This window comes from Pseudomonas sp. NPDC089428, assembly GCF_044749325.1.
Taxonomy (GTDB): Bacteria; Pseudomonadota; Gammaproteobacteria; order Pseudomonadales; family Pseudomonadaceae; genus Aquipseudomonas.
This window is the reverse complement of record NZ_JBIVHT010000010.1, coordinates 102871-120421: the sequence shown is the minus strand read 5'-3', so window position 1 is coordinate 120421 and position 17551 is coordinate 102871. Positions and strand designations below refer to the sequence as shown.

General features: G+C 63.8%; 10 protein-coding genes and 1 other RNA gene. 7 read left to right on the top strand and 4 right to left on the bottom strand.

The window, feature by feature from the left end:
* Positions 1-7: 7 nt before the first annotated feature.
* The 3 genes from xdhC to xdhA form a co-directional block, all read right to left on the bottom strand.
* Positions 8-853 (bottom strand): xanthine dehydrogenase accessory protein XdhC, encoded by an 846-nt coding sequence (xdhC, locus tag ACIPZ5_RS19045; RefSeq protein ID WP_400810112.1) that lies wholly within the window; start codon positions 851-853, stop codon positions 8-10.
* Positions 854-929: 76 nt separating this feature from the next.
* A complete protein-coding gene (gene xdhB / locus ACIPZ5_RS19040; RefSeq protein WP_343595964.1) occupies positions 930-3329 on the bottom strand; it encodes a xanthine dehydrogenase molybdopterin binding subunit in 2400 nt (799 codons plus the stop codon).
* The gene (gene xdhA / locus ACIPZ5_RS19035) at positions 3322-4776 is read right to left on the bottom strand and encodes a xanthine dehydrogenase small subunit (protein ID WP_261943277.1); all 1455 of its coding nucleotides are present in this window, start codon (positions 4774-4776) and stop codon (positions 3322-3324) included. The genes xdhB and xdhA overlap by 8 nt, the downstream gene beginning before the upstream one ends.
* Before the next feature lie 267 nt (positions 4777-5043).
* Here xdhA and ACIPZ5_RS19030 point away from each other — a divergent pair, with 267 nt between their 5' ends.
* The 6 genes from ACIPZ5_RS19030 (at position 5044) to ACIPZ5_RS19005 (ending at position 14323) form a co-directional block, all read left to right on the top strand.
* The gene (locus tag ACIPZ5_RS19030; protein ID WP_343595961.1) at positions 5044-5703 is read left to right on the top strand and encodes a GntR family transcriptional regulator; all 660 of its coding nucleotides are present in this window, start codon (positions 5044-5046) and stop codon (positions 5701-5703) included.
* A gap of 3 nt (positions 5704-5706) precedes the next feature.
* A complete protein-coding gene (gene smc / locus ACIPZ5_RS19025; RefSeq protein WP_400810109.1) occupies positions 5707-9195 on the top strand; it encodes a chromosome segregation protein SMC in 3489 nt (1162 codons plus the stop codon).
* A 204-nt stretch (positions 9196-9399) separates the two neighbouring features.
* On the top strand, positions 9400-10284 hold the full coding sequence (gene zipA, locus ACIPZ5_RS19020) for a cell division protein ZipA (protein ID WP_343595957.1): 885 nt from the start codon (positions 9400-9402) through the stop codon (positions 10282-10284).
* Between the two features lie 237 nt (positions 10285-10521).
* The gene (ligA, locus tag ACIPZ5_RS19015) at positions 10522-12852 is read left to right on the top strand and encodes an NAD-dependent DNA ligase LigA (RefSeq protein WP_343595955.1); all 2331 of its coding nucleotides are present in this window, start codon (positions 10522-10524) and stop codon (positions 12850-12852) included.
* Between the two features lie 212 nt (positions 12853-13064).
* An RNA gene (gene ffs / locus ACIPZ5_RS19010) (signal recognition particle sRNA small type) lies at positions 13065-13161 on the top strand.
* Positions 13162-13369: 208 nt separating this feature from the next.
* Positions 13370-14323 (top strand): EamA family transporter, encoded by a 954-nt coding sequence (locus ACIPZ5_RS19005; RefSeq protein WP_400810107.1) that lies wholly within the window; start codon positions 13370-13372, stop codon positions 14321-14323.
* Positions 14324-14558: 235 nt separating this feature from the next.
* Here the strand turns inward: ACIPZ5_RS19005 and ACIPZ5_RS19000 are convergent, their stop codons facing one another.
* Positions 14559-15326 carry a transporter substrate-binding domain-containing protein gene (locus ACIPZ5_RS19000; RefSeq protein WP_343595951.1) on the bottom strand — a complete coding sequence of 256 codons (768 nt, stop codon included), beginning with the start codon at positions 15324-15326 and terminating at the stop codon, positions 14559-14561.
* 123 nt (positions 15327-15449) lie between these two features.
* Here ACIPZ5_RS19000 and dnaX point away from each other — a divergent pair, with 123 nt between their 5' ends.
* On the top strand, positions 15450-17501 hold the full coding sequence (dnaX, locus tag ACIPZ5_RS18995; protein ID WP_400810106.1) for a DNA polymerase III subunit gamma/tau: 2052 nt from the start codon (positions 15450-15452) through the stop codon (positions 17499-17501).
* The last annotated feature ends 50 nt before the right edge of the window (positions 17502-17551 follow it).

Here is a 17551-nt window from a genome sequence, read left to right as displayed (position 1 = left end):
ACACTCGTCAAATGGCTTGGCTGCGCCGGGAAGGCGGCAGCAACTGGGCAATGGGGCCGGCGTTGGCGGCAGCGTCGTGCTGGCCGAAGCAGGCGTTGTAGGTGGCAATGATTTCGCCGGCGATGGACACGGCAATCTCGATCGGCAGCTTGCCCTTGACCTCGGGCAGGCCCATCGGGCAACGCATGCGCGCCAGCACGGCATCGTCGTAGCCGCGCTCGCGCAGGCGGTGCTCGAACTTGACCCGTTTGGTCTTCGAGCCGATCAGGCCGAACCAGGTGAAATCGTTGCGCTTGAGAATGGCAGCGGTCAGTTCCAGGTCGAGCTGGTGGTTGTGGGTCATGACGATGCAGTAGCTGCCTGGCGGCAGGTTTGCGACTTCGTCGACCGGTTCCTCACTGACGATCTTGCTCACCCCGTTGGGGATGAATTCGGGGAATTCTTGTTCACGCGAGTCGATCCAGCGCACCCGGCAGGGCAGGGCGGCGAGCAAGGGTACCAGAGCACGGCCGACATGGCCCGCGCCGAACACGGCGATCTGCGCCTGTACCGCTGCCATTGGCTCGAACAGCAGCACGGTGGCACCGCCGCAGCACTGGCCGAGGCTGGCACCGAGGCTGAAGCGCTCCAGGTGCGGGGTGCTACGGTGTTCTTCGAGCATCTGCCGGGCGATGTGCAGGGCCTTGTATTCCAGGTGGCCGCCGCCGATGGTGTCGAACAGGCCGGTGGCGCTGACGACCATCTTCGAGCCAGCGTTGCGCGGGGTCGAACCGCGCTCTTCGATGATGGTCACCAGCACGCAGGCTTCGCCACGGGACTGGTGGTCGGCGAGGGCGTTGATCCATTGGTGCATGATCCATAACCTCTTTGAGGGGCTACCCAGTCCACTGTGGGAGCGGGTTTACCCGCTCCCACAGTGGTCCTCGCTGTCAGTGAGCCACGGTTTCCATTTCTTGTTCGGCAGCGTGTTGCTGGGCCACCGACTTGCGCATCTGCTCGCAACCCCACAACACCCGCTCCGGTGTCGCCGGCGCGTCTATGTTCGGTTGCACGCGATAGTCGGCGATGCTGGCCACGGCGTCCTTGAGTGCGCACCAGGCGGCGATGCCGAGCATGAACGGCGGCTCGCCCACGGCCTTGGAATGGAATACGGTGTCTTCCGGGTTCTTGCGGTTCTCCACCAGCTTGACCCGCATGTCCAGCGGCATGTCGGCCACGGCCGGGATCTTGTAGCTGGCCGGGCCGTTGGTCATCAGCTTGCCCTTGGCGTTCCACACCAGTTCTTCGGTGGTGAGCCAGCCCATGCCCTGGATGAAACCGCCTTCGACCTGACCAATGTCGATGGCCGGGTTCAGCGAGTCACCCACGTCATGCAGGATGTCGGCGCGCAGCATCTTGTACTCGCCGGTCAGGGTGTCGACGATCACTTCCACGCAGGCAGCGCCGAAGGCGAAGTAGTAGAACGGCCGGCCGCGGGCCTGGTTGCGGTCGTAGTAGATCTTGGGCGTGCGGTAGAAGCCAGTGCTCGACAGCGATACCTGGGCGAAGTAGGCCTGCTGCACCAGCTGCTCGAAGCTGACGATCTGGTCGCGTACGCGCACATGGCCATTGCGGAACTCAACGTCTTCCTCGGTCACCTGATAGTGCCGAGCGGCAAACTCGGTGAGGCGCTTCTTGAGGATCTCGGCGGCGTTCTGGGCAGCCTTGCCGTTCAGGTCGGCACCGCTGGAAGCTGCAGTAGGCGAGGTGTTGGGCACCTTGTCGGTGTTGGTGGCGGTGATCTGGATGCGGCTGAAATCGACCTGGAACACTTGCGCCACGACCTGTGCCACCTTGGTGTTCAGACCCTGGCCCATCTCGGTGCCGCCGTGGTTCAGGTGGATGCTGCCGTCGGTGTAGATGTGGATCAGTGCCCCGGCCTGGTTGAGGAAGGTGGCGGTGAACGAGATACCGAACTTGACTGGTGTCAGTGCCAGGCCCTTCTTCAGCACCGGGCTGTTGGCGTTGAAGCGGCGGATCGACTCGCGGCGTTCGGCGTAGTCGCTGCTGGCTTCGAGCTCGGCGGTCATTTCCTCGAGCATGTTGTGCTCGACGGTCTGGTAGTAGTGGGTGACGTTGCGCTCGGTCTTGCCGTAGTAGTTGGCCTTGCGCACGGCCAGCGGGTCGCGGCCCAGGTGGCGGGCGATGTGGTCCATCACCTGTTCGATGGCGACCATGCCTTGCGGGCCGCCGAAGCCGCGGTAGGCGGTGTTGGAGGCGGTGTTGGTCTTGCAACGGTGCCCGTGCACGGTGGCATCGCCCAGGTAATAGGCGTTGTCGGAGTGGAACATGGCGCGGTCGACGATCGAGCCGGACAGGTCGGGCGAGTAGCCGCAGTTGCCGGCCAGGTCGAGGTTGATGCCGTGCAGGCGGCCGTCGTCATCGAAACCGACGTCGTACTCCACGTAGAACGGGTGGCGCTTGCCGGTCATGGTCATGTCTTCGACCCGAGGCAGGCGCATCTTGGTCGGCTGGCCGGTCAGGCGCGCGATCACCGCGCACAGGCAGGCCGGGCTTGCCGCCTGGGTTTCCTTGCCGCCGAAGCCGCCGCCCATGCGGCGCATGTCCAGTACCACCTTGTTCATCGGCACGTCGAGCACTTCGGCGACCAGCTTCTGTACTTCGGTAGGGTTCTGCGTGGAGCAGTAGACGATCATGCCGCCGTCCTCGGTGGGCATCACCGAGGAGATCTGGGTTTCCAGGTAGAAATGCTCCTGGCCGCCGATATGCAGGGTGCCTTGCAGGCGGTGCGGGGCGCTTGCCAGAGCGGCGGCCGAATCGCCGCGCTGGTGGGTGTGGCTGTCGAGCACGAAGTGCTTCTTGCGCAGCGCATCGACCACGTCCAGCACCGGCTCCAGGTCTTCGTATTCGATGATGGCGGCCATCGCTGCACGGCGTGCGGTATCCAGGTCGCGGGCCGCCACGGCGAGCACCGGCTGGCCGAAGAACTCGACCTTGTCGATGGCCAGCAGCGGGTCGCCAGCGACCACCGGGCCGATGTCCTTCAGGCCCGGGATGTCTTCGTGGGTGATGGCGATGCGCACGCCCTCGAAGGCATAGCACGGCGTGGTATCGATGCGCAGGATGCGCGCATGGGCGCGGTCTGCGGTACGCGCATAGACGTGCAGCTGGTTGGGGAATTCCAGGCGATCGTCGATGTACAGCGCTTCGCCTGATACATGCTTGTCGGCGCTGTCGTGCTTGACGCTGCGGCCGACCCCGGTGGTCAGGTCCTGGCTGAACAGTTCGGCCATCTCGGCCTGGCTCTTGGCTACGTGATGGTTAGACATAGTCGGTCACCCGGGTCTCGATGTAGGGCGTTTGCTGTTCGATGAAGTACTTGCGCAGCAGGTTCTGCGCGGTCAGCAGGCGGTACTCCTTGCTGGCGCGGAAGTCGCTGAGCGGGGTGAAGTCTTCGGCCAGGGCCTGGCAGGCGCGCTCGATGCTGGCCTGGTTCCACGGCTTGCCGCGCAGGGCTGCTTCGCAGGCGCGGGCGCGTTTGGGGGTGGCTGCCATGCCGCCGAAGGCGATCCGCACGCCGCTGACCACACCGTCTTCGATGCTCAGGTTGAAGGCAGCGCACACGGCGGAGATGTCGTCGTCCAGGCGCTTGGATACTTTGTAGGCACGGAAGGCCCAGTCGTTGCTGGCGCGTGGCACGATGATCTTCTCGATGAACTCGCTGTCCTGGCGGGCGGTGATGCGGTAGTCGATGAAGTAGTCTTCCAGCGGCATTACCCGCTGGCGCTCACCCTGGCGCAGCACCACCTGCGCATCCAGGGCAATCAGCAGGGGTGGCGAGTCACCGATCGGCGAGGCATTGCCGATGTTGCCGCCGAGGGTGCCCTGGTTGCGAATCTGCAGCGAGGCGAAGCGGTGCAGCAGGTCGCCGAAGTCCGGGTACTCCTCGTTGAGCGCGCCGTAGCAGTCGGTAAGCGGGGTGGCAGCGCCGATTTCCAGGTGGCTGGCGGTCTTGTCGATGCGCTTGAGTTCGGCAACGTGGCCGACGTAGATCATCACCGGCAGGGTCTTGTGGAACTGGGTGACTTCCAGGGCCAGGTCGGTACCACCGGCCAGCAGGCGGGCTTCGGGGTGCGAGCTGTACAGGTCGGCCAGGTCGGCCACGGTCAGTGGCACCAGGCAGCGCTTGTCGCCGCTGTTGAGTTCGCCAGTCTGGGTCGGGGCGATGGCCTTGAGGCGGGCGATGGTCTGCGCCTGCTGGGCGTCGAACTGGTCGCGGCAAGGCTGGCGGCAGCTCTGCTCGGCGGCGTCGAGGATCGGCCGGTAACCGGTGCAGCGGCACAGGTTGCCGGCCAGGGCTTCCTGAGCCTGATGCAGGTCGGCACCCTGGCTGTTCTTCTGCAGGGCGAACAACGACATGACGAAACCGGGGGTGCAGAAGCCGCATTGCGAACCGTGGCAATCGGCCATGGCCTGTTGCACGCTGTGCAGCTGCCCGTTGTGCTTGAGGCCTTCGACGCTGATCAGTTGCTTGCCGTGCAAAGAGGAAACGAAGGTGAGGCACGAGTTCAGGCTGCGGTAGCGCAGGCTGTCCTCGCCTTGTTCGTTCTGGACAAGCTCGCCGACGACCACGGTGCAGGCACCGCAGTCGCCACTGGCGCAACCTTCCTTGGTGCCGGGTTTGCCCAGGTGCTCGCGCAGGTACTGCAGCACCGTCATGTTCGGGTCCAGGGCATGCTCACTACGCAGCTCCTGGTTGACGAGAAACTGGATCACGGGGATGGCCTCGCAATGGTTTTATTGTTGTTGGGCGGACAATAAGCAGACCTGTCGGAACGGTCAATAATTTTCTGACTCAAAGGTCAGGAAATTGCACATATCGACGCCCAGCCGAACGCAGTGCTCATATTACAAGCATAGATCGCGCCGCCTGGCTGGCTGCCTGGCAGGTCAAATAAAGCGCCGCGCCCCTCTGCGCGAGCCCCTGGCAAGTGCGCTACAATCGCTTCCTTGTGCCCAGTTCAATGATTTTGAAGGAAAACCATGACGTTCAAGGCGCCGGACAGCCTCTCCGAGCAGATTGCCGACTACCTGGCCGAACGCATCATCCGCGGCGAGCTTGCGCCCGGTGAGCGGATTCAGGAGCAGAAGGTCACCCAGGCCCTCAGTGTCAGCCGCGGCTCGGTGCGCGAAGCGTTGTTGATCCTCGAACGTCGCCATCTGATAGCGATCCTGCCGCGTCGTGGCGCCCATGTCACCGAGCTGGACGAACGCAGCGTGCGCAGCCTGTGTACCCTGATGGGCGAGTTCTACATCCTGCTGGGCAATGCCGTGGCACAGAAATGGCGCACCGAAGGCGACCTGAGCACGTTTCTGGACATTCAGCAGCGTCTGCGCCAGGCCCGTGAGCAGCAGGACATCAAGGTGTTCGTCGCCGAGAGTTTCGCAGTGATGCGCGCCGCCTACCGCTTCGCCGACAACCCCTACCTGCAGGAAACCGTGGAAAACCTGCAGCCGGCCATGAGCCGCGCCTACTACCTGGCCCTGGACCAGCGCCAGGCCAACATGGACGACTACCTCGACCTGTTCGCCCGCCTGCTCGAAGCTGTGGTTGCCCGTGACCTGCCGCGCATCCGCGAGGTGCTCACCGCCTATGGCCAGCGCAGCTGCGAACTGGTGCTGGCGGCGCTGGCCCGGGGCTGACCGATGCGCCTGAAGTGCATTCGCCTGGCCGGGTTCAAGTCGTTCGTCGACCCGACCACGGTCAACTTCCCCAGCAACATGGCGGCCGTGGTCGGCCCCAACGGCTGCGGCAAGTCCAACATCATCGATGCGGTGCGCTGGGTGATGGGCGAGAGTTCGGCGAAGAACCTGCGCGGCGAGTCGATGACCGATGTCATCTTCAACGGCTCCACCAGCCGCAAGCCGGTGAGCCAGGCCAGCATCGAGCTGGTGTTCGACAACAGCGAAACCACCTTGCTCGGCGAGTACGCCGCCTACGCTGAGATTTCCATCCGCCGCAAGGTCACCCGCGACGGGCAGAACAGTTATTACCTGAACGGTACCAAGTGCCGCCGCCGAGACATCACCGACATTTTCCTCGGCACCGGCCTGGGGCCGCGCAGCTACTCGATCATCGAGCAGGGCATGATCTCCAAGCTGATCGAGGCCAAGCCCGAAGAGCTGCGCAACTTCATCGAAGAGGCGGCCGGCATCTCCAAGTACAAGGAGCGCCGCCGTGAAACCGAAAGCCGCATCCGCCGCACCCAGGAGAACCTGGCGCGGCTGACCGACCTGCGTGAAGAGCTGGAACGCCAGCTCGAGCGCCTGCACCGCCAGGCCCAGGCGGCCGAGAAGTACCGCGAGTACAAGGCCCAGGAGCGCCAGCTCAAGGCGCGCCTGTCGGCCCTGCGCTGGCGCGACCTGGACGAGCGCGTGCGCCAGCGCGAGGCAGTGATTGGCGATCAGGATGTCGCCCACGAGGCGCTGGTCGCCGAGCAGCGCAATGCCGATGCCAGCATCGAACGCCTGCGTGACGGGCACCATGAGTTGTCCGAGCGTTTCAACCAGGTCCAGGGGCGCTTCTATTCGGTGGCCGGTGATATCGCCCGGGTGGAGCAGAGCATCCAGCACGGCCAGCAGCGCCTGCGCCAGTTGCAGGACGACCTCAAGGAGGCCGAACGCACGCGCCAGGAAACCGAATCGCACCTGGGCCATGACCGCACCCTTCTGGCCACCCTTGGCGAAGAGTTGGCCATGCTCGAGCCTGAGCAGGAGTTGACCCTGGCCGCAGCCGAGGAGTCTGCGGCCACCCTCGAAGAGGCCGAAATGGGCATGCACGGCTGGCAGGAGCAATGGGACAGTTTCAATACCCGCTCCGCCGAGCCGCGGCGCCAGGCCGAAGTGCAGCAAGCGCGCCTGCAGCAGCTGGAAGCCAGCCTGGAGCGCCTGGCCGAGCGCCAACGCAAGCTGGTCGAGGAAGGTGAGCAGTTGGGTGTGGATCCACAGGACGCTTCCCTGTTCGAGCTCTCCGAGCAACTGGCCGGCAGCGAGATGCTGCTCGAAGAATTGCAGTTGTCGGAAGAGCAGGTGGTCGAGCGCCTGGAGAGCGTGCGCGAGCAACTGCAGCAAGCAACCCAGGCCCAGCAACAGCAGCAGGGCGACCTGCAGCGCCTCGGCGGCCGCCTGGCCTCGCTGGAGGCGTTGCAGCAGGCTGCGCTGGAGCCGGGCGCAGGCGCCGCCGACTGGCTGCGCGAACAAGGCCTGGAGCAGCGTCCGCGGCTGGCCGAAGGCCTGCGCGTAGAGCCGGGTTGGGAGCTGGCGGTGGAAACCGTGCTGGGTGCCGACTTGCAGGCCGTGTTGCTGGACGATTTTGCCGGGCTGGATTTCAACGGCCTGGAGCAGGGCGAATTGCGCCTGTTGCTGTCGGCGGCGGGCGGCGAGCGCCAGCCCGGCAGCCTGCTCGACAAGGTCGAAGGGCGTATCGACCTGGCCCCGTGGCTGGCCCAGGTGCAGCCGGTCGATGACCTCGCCGAGGCCCTGGCACGGCGCGCAACGCTGGGCGAAGGGCAGAGCCTGGTAAGCCGTGATGGATACTGGGTTGGCCGCCATTTCCTGCGCGTCAGCCGGGGTGGCGAGGCTCAGGGTGGAGTGCTGGCCCGTGGCCAGGAAATCGACCGCCTGGGGCAGGAGCAGCTGGAACTTGAGGCCGCGCTGGAGCAGCTGGAGCAGCAGCTTCAGGTAACCCGCGAGCAGCAGCTGGAGCTGGAGGAGCAGCGAGAGCAACTGCGCCGCCGCACCCAGGAAGAAAGCCGCCAGCACGGTGAGCTCAAGGCCAGCCTGTCGGCCGGGCGTGCCCGCGCCGAGCAGGTAGAACTGCGTCGCCGCCGCTTGCAGGAAGAGCTGGCCGAGCTTGTGGAGCAGCGTGCCCTGGAGCAAGAGCAATTGGGTGAGGCTCGCCTGGTGCTGCAGGAGGCGCTGGACCTGATGGCTCAGGACACCGAACAGCGCGAACAGCTGATGGCGCGCCGCGACACCTTGCGTGAAGGCCTTGATCGCATCCGCCAGGAAGCCCGCCAGCACAAGGATCACGCCCACCAATTGGCGGTGCGCCTGGGTTCGCTGCGTGCTCAGCACGACTCCACCCGCCAGGCCCTGGAGCGTCTGGAGCAGCAGGCCGCACGCCTGAGCGAACGCCAGGAGCAGCTGAGCCTGAACCTGGAAGAGGGGGAGGCGCCGCTCGAAGAGCTGCGCCTGAAGCTCGAAGAACTGCTGGAGCGGCGCATGAGCGTCGACGAGGAAATGCGCCTGGCGCGGCTGCAAATGGACGAAGCCGACCGCGCGCTGCGCGATGCCGAAAAGCGTCGTACCCAGGCCGAACAGCAAGCCCAGTTGCTGCGCGGCCAGCTGGAGCAGATGCGCCTGGAAAACCAGGGGCTGGACATCCGCCGCAAGACTTTGCAGGAACAATTGCTGGCCGACGGCTACGATTTGCAGGGCGTGCTCGCCACCGTCGAGGCCGACGCCAGCGAGCAGGGCACCGAGCAGGAGCTGGAACAGGTCGAAGGCCGCATCCAGCGCCTGGGGGCGATCAACCTGGCGGCCATCGAGGAATACGAGCAGCAGTCCGAGCGCAAGCGTTACCTGGACGCTCAGGACGCTGACCTGGTCGAGGCCCTGGAGACCCTGGAAAACGTCATCCGCAAGATCGACAAGGAAACCCGCAACCGCTTCAAGGATACCTTTGATCAGATAAATGCCGGATTACAGGCACTTTTCCCAAAAGTTTTCGGTGGCGGCAGCGCTTATCTGGAACTGACGGGCGAAGATCTACTCGATACAGGGGTGACGATCATGGCGCGTCCGCCGGGCAAGAAGAACAGCACCATCCATCTGCTGTCCGGCGGCGAGAAAGCACTGACCGCATTGGCGCTGGTGTTTGCCATCTTCAAGTTGAACCCTGCACCGTTCTGCATGCTCGACGAGGTCGATGCGCCGCTGGACGATGCCAACGTCGGGCGGTACGCCCGTTTGGTCAAGGAAATGAGTGAAAGCGTGCAGTTCATCTACATCACCCATAACAAGATTGCCATGGAGATGGCGGATCAATTGATGGGGGTGACCATGCACGAGCCCGGTTGTTCACGTCTTGTTGCAGTTGATGTGGAGGAGGCCCTGGCCATGGTAGACGCCTGATGAGCGAAGATAGGGCGAAAACCGTAGGCAAATGCCCCTGTCATGTGCGACAGACGGTGTAAAGTTGTCTTTGGTCGTGCTAGCTTAATGTCACTCGTTTTTTGCGTGGGTAAAACGCCTGTCAGAACATAGAGTTGGCGCCACGTGTTAAAGGGCTTTGAACCCTTTGTTTTCAAGCATATTTTTATAGAGGCACGGGATTACATGGAAATCGGTCTGCGCGAGTGGCTGATCGTCATCGGCGTCATAGTCATCGCCGGTATTCTTTTCGACGGCTGGCGCCGTATGCGCGGCGGAAAAGGCAAGCTGAAATTCCGTCTGGATCGCAGTTATTCGAACCTGCCGGACGAGGAGGGCAGCGCTGAAGTGCTCGGCCCGTCGCGGGTGCTGGAAACCCAGAAGGAGCCTGAACTGGACGAGGCCGACCTGCCTTCGGTCAGTGCGCCGGCGCGCGAACGTGAGCGTGAAGCAAAGCCGGCCAAGGCCAGCAAGCGCGGCAAGCGTGCGGCTGAAGCACAGCAGCAGGGCGACCTGAACCTGGCCGCCGAACCGCGCGAGCCCGACCTGTTCGCCGACGCCGACGAAGACTTCGCCGCCGACAACACCCGTAGCAACGGCTTCGCCGCCACCGGTAACGCAGCCAAGGAACTGCCGCCGGTCGAGGAAGTGCTGGTGATCAGCGTGATTTCCCGTGACGAAGGCGGTTTCAAGGGGCCAGCCCTGTTGCAGAACATCCTCGAAAGTGGCCTGCGTTTTGGCGAAATGGACATCTTCCACCGCCACGAAAGCATGGCCGGTCACGGTGAGGTGCTGTTCTCCATGGCCAACGCGGTCAAGCCGGGCATCTTTGACCTGGATGACATCGATCACTTCAGCACCCGTGCCGTGAGCTTCTTCCTCGGCCTGCCTGGCCCGCGTCATCCGAAGCAGGCCTTCGACGTGATGGTGGCGGCAGCGCGCAAGCTGGCCCACGAACTCAATGGCGAACTGAAGGACGACCAGCGCAGCGTGCTGACCGCCCAGACCATCGAGCACTACCGCCAGCGTATCGTCGAGTTCGAGCGCCGTGCGCTGACCCAGAAACGCTGATAGATCCAGACGAAAGAGCAGCCTGTGGGCATGCTGGCCGGTTCAAGACTCGTTGTCGTCTGTACTGGCCCTTTCGCGGGCAAGCCCGCTCCCACAGGTACGCCACTGCCCTTGAGGCTTGTGGCGTACCTGTGGGAGTGGGCTTGCCCGCGAAAGGGCCGCTACAGGCAGTCAAGCTCTTAAGCCGCAAGCACCCCTCCAGGCTGCTCTTTTTGCTTTGCAAGAGACCCTGACTCCATGAACGCCGAAACCCGAATCCACGAACTGCGCGCCGAGCTCGACCAGCACAACTACCGCTACTACGTGCTCGACGAGCCGAGCGTGCCCGACGCCGAATACGACCGCCTGTTCAATGAGCTCAAGGCGCTTGAAGCCGAGCACCCGCATCTGGTGACCCCCGACTCGCCCACCCAGCGTGTCGGCGGCGCTGCCCTGGCAGCTTTCAGTCAGGTGCGTCATGAAGTGCCGATGCTCAGCCTAGGCAACGCCTTCGAGGAGGCCGACCTGCGCGAGTTCGGCCGCCGTGTGGTCGAGGGGCTCGACCAGCCTGGCGCGGTGGACTTCAGCTGCGAGCCTAAACTCGATGGCCTGGCGGTGAGCCTGCTCTACCGTGACGGCCAGTTGGTGCAGGGCGCCACCCGTGGCGATGGCACTACCGGCGAAGACATCAGCGCCAACGTGCGCACTGTGCGCAACATCCCGCTGAAGCTGCAGGGCCAAGGCTGGCCCGCCGTGCTCGAAGTGCGGGGCGAGGTGTACATGAGCAAGGCCGGCTTCGACCGCCTCAATGCCGCCCAGGCCGAGGCCGGTGGCAAGACCTTCGCCAACCCGCGCAACGCCGCTGCTGGCAGCCTGCGCCAGCTGGATTCGAAGATCACTGCCAGCCGCCCGCTGGAATTCTGTTGCTACGGCGTCGGGCAGGTCTCCGAGAGCATCGGCGAAAGCCATATCGGCATCCTCGAGCAGCTCAAGCAGTGGGGTCTGCCGATCAGTCGCGAGCTCAAGCATGCGGCCGGTATCGAAGAGTGCCTGGCCTACTACCGCGACATTGGCGAACGGCGCAACAGCCTGCCGTACGAGATCGATGGCGTGGTGTTCAAGGTCAATAGCCTGGCTGCCCAGCGCGAGCTGGGGTTCCGTGCGCGTGAGCCACGCTGGGCCATTGCCCACAAGTTCCCGGCCATGGAAGAGCTCACCGAAGTGCTGGACGTGGAATTCCAGGTCGGCCGTACCGGCGCGGTAACGCCGGTGGCGCGCCTGAAGCCGGTCAAGGTGGCGGGCGTGACGGTGTCCAACGCCACCCTGCACAACATGGACGAAATCGCCCGGCTGGGGCTGCGCATCGGTGACACGGTGATTATTCGCCGTGCCGGGGACGTGATCCCGCAGGTCATGCAGGTGGTGCTGGAGCGTCGTCCCGAAGATGCCCGCCCGGTGCAGGTGCCGAGCGCATGCCCGGTATGTGGCTCGCAGGTCGAGCGTACCCAGTTGGTCAAGCGCAGCAAGGGCAAGGAAACCACCAGCGAGGGCGCTGTTTACCGCTGCGTCGGCCGCCTGGCCTGTGCTGCCCAGCTCAAGCAGGCGATCATTCACTATGTTTCGCGCCGCGCCATGGACATCGATGGCCTGGGCGAGAAAAGCGTCGAGCAGCTGGTGGATGAGGGGCTGATCAATTCGCCGGCAGATTTGTACAAGTTGGAGTTCGATCAGGTCGTCGGTCTGGAGGGCTTTGCCGAGGTCTCCAGCAAGAAGCTGCTGGACGCCATCGAGGCCAGCAAGCGCCCAAGCCTGGCGCGCTTCATCTACGCCTTGGGCATTCCGGATGTCGGCGAGGAGACCGCGAAGGTCCTGGCTCGCTCGCTGGGCAGCCTGGCGCGTGTGCAGCAGGCGCTACCGCAGGTGTTGACCTACCTGCCGGACATCGGCCTGGAAGTCGCCTACGAGATCCACAACTTCTTCGAGGACGAGCACAACCGCAAGGTTATCGAGCAGTTGCTGGCCAGTGGCATGCAACTGCAGGATGAGGGCGAGCTGGCTGCAGAGTTCGCCGCCAGCACGACCCTTGCCGGCATGATCGCCAAGCTGGACATCCCCTCGGTCGGCCCGACCGGAGCCGAGAAGCTGGTAGCCAAGCTCGACAGCCTGGACAAGATCATCGCGGCTGACGGCATCGACCTGCGCCAGGCGCTGGCAGCAAAACAGGCCGAAGCCGTGCGCGAGTTCTTCAAGGACGAGGCCAACCAGCAGTTGGCCCGTGCCATCGAGGCGCAGTTGCTGGCCTTTGGCATGCACTGGAGCAGTGAGAAGAAGGTTGCCGAAGGCCTGCCGCTGGCTGGCCAGACCTGGGTGCTGACAGGGTCCCTGGAGCGCTTCAGTCGGGACATCGCCAAGGAGAAGCTGGAAGGGTTGGGTGCCAAGGTGGCGGGCTCGGTCTCTGGGAAGACCCACTGTGTGGTCGCTGGTCCTGGTGCAGGTTCCAAGCTGGCCAAGGCCAGTGAGTTGGGTGTGAAGGTACTGGATGAAGAGGCTTTCGTAGCTTTCTTGGCGGAGCAGGGCATCAGCGTTTGATGGCTTGACACAATCCCTGTGGGATCGCGCCAGATTCTGGAAATTGAGCAAGGCAGTTGCCCCCACAACGGCCTCTTTTGCCCACGCTGGCCACTGCAGCCCAGACAAGTCATTGAGAAATGATGACTTTTTCTTGCCCAGAGGTTGTATCTTCGCCCCAGACCGGTACAATGGCGCGGCTCGCTGCTTGGCGAGCCGCGTAGTGGTGGCCCCATCGGTCCCCCCGCATTGATTACCCGTTAACCTGGTCAGGCCCGGAAGGGAGCAGCCATAGCGGGAACATCGAGTGCCGGGGTGTGGCTGGTGGGGCCGCCTCCATTTCCGGGGTATGAAAACCCGTGTCTGGTCTGTCTCAATCCCATCACACGTGAAGAATTCCGCGCATTGACGGATGCGAGGCGGTGTGAGCGCTTGTATTCAAGCCGGGCAGGTTTTCTCACAGGCAGCGACGAGCGCGCCTACATCTAGCTGGCTCTGACAAAAATAGAGTGGTGCCTGTTGATCTTGGAGAGCAGGCATGAAAATGAGCAGGCGCGATTTGACCGCTGGCCTTCTGGTGACGGTCCTGTGGGGGGGCAACTACAGTGTCATCGAGCTGGGCTTGCGTGAGCTCGATCCCTATCTGTTGACGCTGTTGCGCTTCACCTTCTGTGCGGTGCCGCTGGTGTTTTTCATCCGGCGTCCGGCAGGCGTTTCAGTGGCTGCCATGGCGGTATATGGCGTGCTGTTCGCCGTGGGTATCTGGTGGGTGGTCAATCTTGCCATGCACCAAGGCTTGAGTCCGGGCATGTCCTCGGTGTTCCTGCAGTTCAGTGCGTTCTTCACCATCCTGCTGAGCGCAGTCTTTCTGCGTGAGCGCATCACCGCCGCCCATTCCTGGGGCATGGTCTTCGCAGCTTGCGGGTTGGGCGTGATGCTGTTGGCGAGCAGCCAGTCGTCAACGGTGGTCGGTCTGCTGCTGGTGCTGCTTGGTGCGCTCGCCTGGGCGTTGTGCAACCTGTTGATCAAGCTCAAGCGCCCTGGCCAAATGACGGCCTTCATCGTCTGGTCGAGCTTGTACGCGCTGCCGTTCATTGTGCTCCTCACGCTTGCCTCGCAAGGATGGGCAGCGTTCGAAGCCCTTGCCGGTGGCCTGGCGTGGCCAACTCTGTTTTCCGTGCTGTTCCAGAGCCTGGTCACGACCATTCTGGGCTATCGCGTGTGGAACAACCTAATGAAGAAGTATCCGGCTACACACGTCGCGCCCTTGTCGTTGCTGATACCGGTATCCGGGCTTGCCACATCCTGGCTTTTTTTTGACGAGAAGATGAGCACCGGGCAATGGCTGGCCATTTGCCTGATCTTGATCGGCATCATGATTTTCTTCTGCGGCCACTGGCTCCGGGGCCGGCCGGGCGCCTGCGGGACTATTCCCTCGGACCTGCCGCGAGGCCGAGAGACGCCAGCGCCTGTCAGGGCGACTCGCTCCTGATTGTGCGCATTTCCTCTTCCAGTTCATCGAGGTCAAGGTGAGACATGCTGGCAGGTGCTCGGCTGGTAATGGCGTCAGGGCTGCCAGGTGCTTGTCATAACAGCTTCAGCGCCTGTGAGATCGAGCGCCGCGCGGGCGGCGCTCGATCTCGCAGGCGCTGAAGCTGTTGTGGCGGGCACCTTGCGGCCTTCGCGCATTTCCCAGTCAGCCCCTTTTAGCTACTTTTAGCCCCGCCTCAAGGCCGAACCCCCAATGCCTCCCCCGAATACCCCGTCGCCCCATACCGCCGCACAATCCGTTCGATCTCCCCGGACTGCCTCATCCGCACCAACGCCCGCAATACCTCCTGTGTCGGTATCGCCGGGTCATTTCTCACCATGCACCCCAAAGCCTGCTCCTCCAGCACCGCCTGCACCTGCAACCGCTCGCCGACCGGTAGCCCCTGGTTGAACCACTGCAGCGACAGTTCATTGCTCACTGCATGCTGATAGCGCCCGATCTGCAGCTTCTGCAACGCCAGTTGCTGGCTGCGGCTGTCTTCGCGCTGCAAGCGCCCCTGAGCAAACAGTGGCTCCAGGGTGCCGTAGGCATAGCCAAGCACCGTGCCAATCGCCTGGGGTGGCAGTTGCTCGGGCCGGGTAGCGGCGCTGTCGCCTGGGCGCCCGACCAGGACGTCGCGCTGTTGAATCAGTGGAATGCTCCAGACGAAATTGCCGGGCCGGTCATTGAACCACTGGCTGCTCACATAGCAGCGCACATCGATATCGCCAGCATCCATCGCCTGCTGCAGGCGCAGGCGGGCCATCACGTGGTACTCCGGGCGCACGCCAGCTTCCTGGGCCAGGGCCTGGATAAGGTCGAATACCAGGCCCTCCACCGGCTGGCCGCCTTCGACCCGCACCAGTGGCATGCTCCAGCTCTCGGCAACGGAAAAGCGCAGCACCGGTTGTTCCGCCAGGCTGTGGGTGGTCCAGAGCAATAGCAGGGCCAGCAGACTTCGCAATGCACATCCTCCTTGAACAGCGCGCCAGTTGCTTAGCTTAGACGAACCTTGCAGGGTGCAATTTTGGCCCCGCTCCGCTAGCATTAGCGATCTTCCGCTCGATCAGGCTGCGATGGTTTTTCGATGAGTTATCAGGTTCTTGCACGTAAATGGCGTCCGCGCTCGTTCCGCGAAATGGTCGGCCAGACCCATGTGCTCAAGGCCTTGATCAATGCCTTGGACAACCAGCGCCTGCACCACGCCTACCTGTTCACCGGTACGCGGGGGGTGGGCAAGACTACCATTGCGCGAATCATCGCCAAATGTCTCAACTGCGAGACCGGCATAACGTCCACGCCCTGTGGCACCTGCTCGGTGTGCCGGGAGATCGACGAAGGCCGCTTCGTCGACCTGATCGAGATCGACGCCGCCAGCCGCACCAAGGTCGAGGACACCCGCGAACTGCTCGATAACGTGCAGTACGCGCCCAGCCGTGGGCGCTTCAAGGTCTACCTGATCGACGAAGTGCACATGCTCTCCACCCACTCGTTCAACGCCTTGCTCAAGACGCTGGAAGAGCCGCCGCCCTACGTCAAGTTCATCCTCGCCACTACCGACCCGCAGAAGTTGCCGGCTACCATCCTGTCGCGCTGCCTGCAGTTCTCGCTCAAAAACATGAGCCCGGAGCGGGTGGTCGAGCACCTGAGCCACGTGTTGCAGGCCGAAAACGTGCCTTTCGAAACGGATGCCCTGTGGCTGCTCGGCCGTGCTGCCGATGGTTCGATGCGTGACGCCATGAGCCTCACCGACCAGGCCATCGCCTTCGGTGAGGGCAAGGTATTGGCTGCTGATGTACGCGCCATGCTCGGCAGTCTCGATCACGGCCAGGTTTATGGTGTGCTGCAGGCGCTGCTCGAAGGGGATGCGCGGGCGCTGCTCGAAGCCGTGCGCAACCTTGCCGAGCAGGGGCCGGACTGGAGTGGCGTGCTGGCCGAAATGCTCAATGTGCTGCACCGCGTGGCCATCGCCCAGGCGCTGCCCGAGGCAGTGGACAACGGCCAGGGCGATCGCGACCGGGTGCTGGCGCTGGCCTCGGCGTTGCCGGCCGAAGACGTGCAGTTCTACTACCAGATGGGCCTGATCGGCCGCCGCGACCTGCCGTTGGCGCCGGATCCGCGGGGTGGATTCGAAATGGTCCTGCTGCGCATGCTGGCGTTCCGCCCGGCTGATACCGACGATGCGCCGAAGCCGGTGCTAAAGCCAGTGGGGATCAGCCAGGCCACAGCTGATCCGGCAACCCCGGTGGCAGCGCCAGCCGTTGTGGTCGAGGCGCCTGCCGTTGCGGTGTCGCAGCCTGCGCCGCAGGCGGCTGCCCCACAGGTTGAGGTCGCACCGGTTGTGGAGGCGGCCCCGGAACCAGAACCTGAACCAGAGCCCGAAGTTGCCGCGCCTGAGTCGGTGGTGGTCGAAGAGGTCATCGACCTGCCTTGGGAGGAGCCCGTTGCCGCGCCTGCGCCCGAGCCTGTACAGGCTCAGGCTCCGGCTCCAGCCCCAGCACCGGTTGCCGCCGCGCAAAACACCCAGCCTGCCTACGACGAGCCGCCCTTCGACCCGTCGGCTTACGCTGCGGTTGGCATGGACCGCGACGACGAACCGCCAATGGATGAGGACTATTACGGTGGCGAAAGCGACCCGGTAGGCTTCAGCTACCTCGATGAGTTGGCAGAGCACGTCCAGGAAGAAAAGCCGGTCGCCGTCCCCCAGCCGTTGCCGGCTGCCAAGCCTGCGACAGGGCTGGCTCTGCAATGGCTGGAATTATTCCCACAGTTGCCTGTATCTGGGATGACAGGCAACATCGCAGCAAACTGTACGCTGATCGCGGCTGATGGTGACGACTGGCTGCTGCACCTGGACCCAGGCCAGGGCGCGTTGTTCAATACCACCCAGCAACGCCGGCTCAACGAGGCGCTCAACCAGCATCTGGGGCGCACGCTGAACCTGCGCATCGAACTGGTCCTGCCGGAGCAGGAAACCCCGGCGCAGGCAGCGGCGCGCAAACGTGCCGAGCGTCAGCAGGATGCCGTGACCTCTATCGAGCAGGATCCGCTCATCCAGCAGATGATCAAGCAGTTCGGCGCCAAGGTGCGACAGGATACTATTGAGCCTGTGGACGCTCTGGTCAGCCAGGGCCAATAACCGATAACCATGCGGCCGGCCCCGTGCAGGGCCGCATCACATGACCCAAT

Coding starts and splice junctions, on each gene's coding strand:
- xdhC (WP_400810112.1), bottom strand. CDS start 853: ATGCACCAATGGATCAACGCCCTCGCCGACCACCAGTCCCGTGGCGAA.
- xdhB (WP_343595964.1), bottom strand. CDS start 3,329: ATGTCTAACCATCACGTAGCCAAGAGCCAGGCCGAGATGGCCGAACTG.
- ACIPZ5_RS19030 (WP_343595961.1), top strand. CDS start 5,044: ATGACGTTCAAGGCGCCGGACAGCCTCTCCGAGCAGATTGCCGACTAC.
- smc (WP_400810109.1), top strand. CDS start 5,707: ATGCGCCTGAAGTGCATTCGCCTGGCCGGGTTCAAGTCGTTCGTCGAC.
- zipA (WP_343595957.1), top strand. CDS start 9,400: ATGGAAATCGGTCTGCGCGAGTGGCTGATCGTCATCGGCGTCATAGTC.
- ligA (WP_343595955.1), top strand. CDS start 10,522: ATGAACGCCGAAACCCGAATCCACGAACTGCGCGCCGAGCTCGACCAG.
- ACIPZ5_RS19005 (WP_400810107.1), top strand. CDS start 13,370: ATGAAAATGAGCAGGCGCGATTTGACCGCTGGCCTTCTGGTGACGGTC.
- dnaX (WP_400810106.1), top strand. CDS start 15,450: ATGAGTTATCAGGTTCTTGCACGTAAATGGCGTCCGCGCTCGTTCCGC.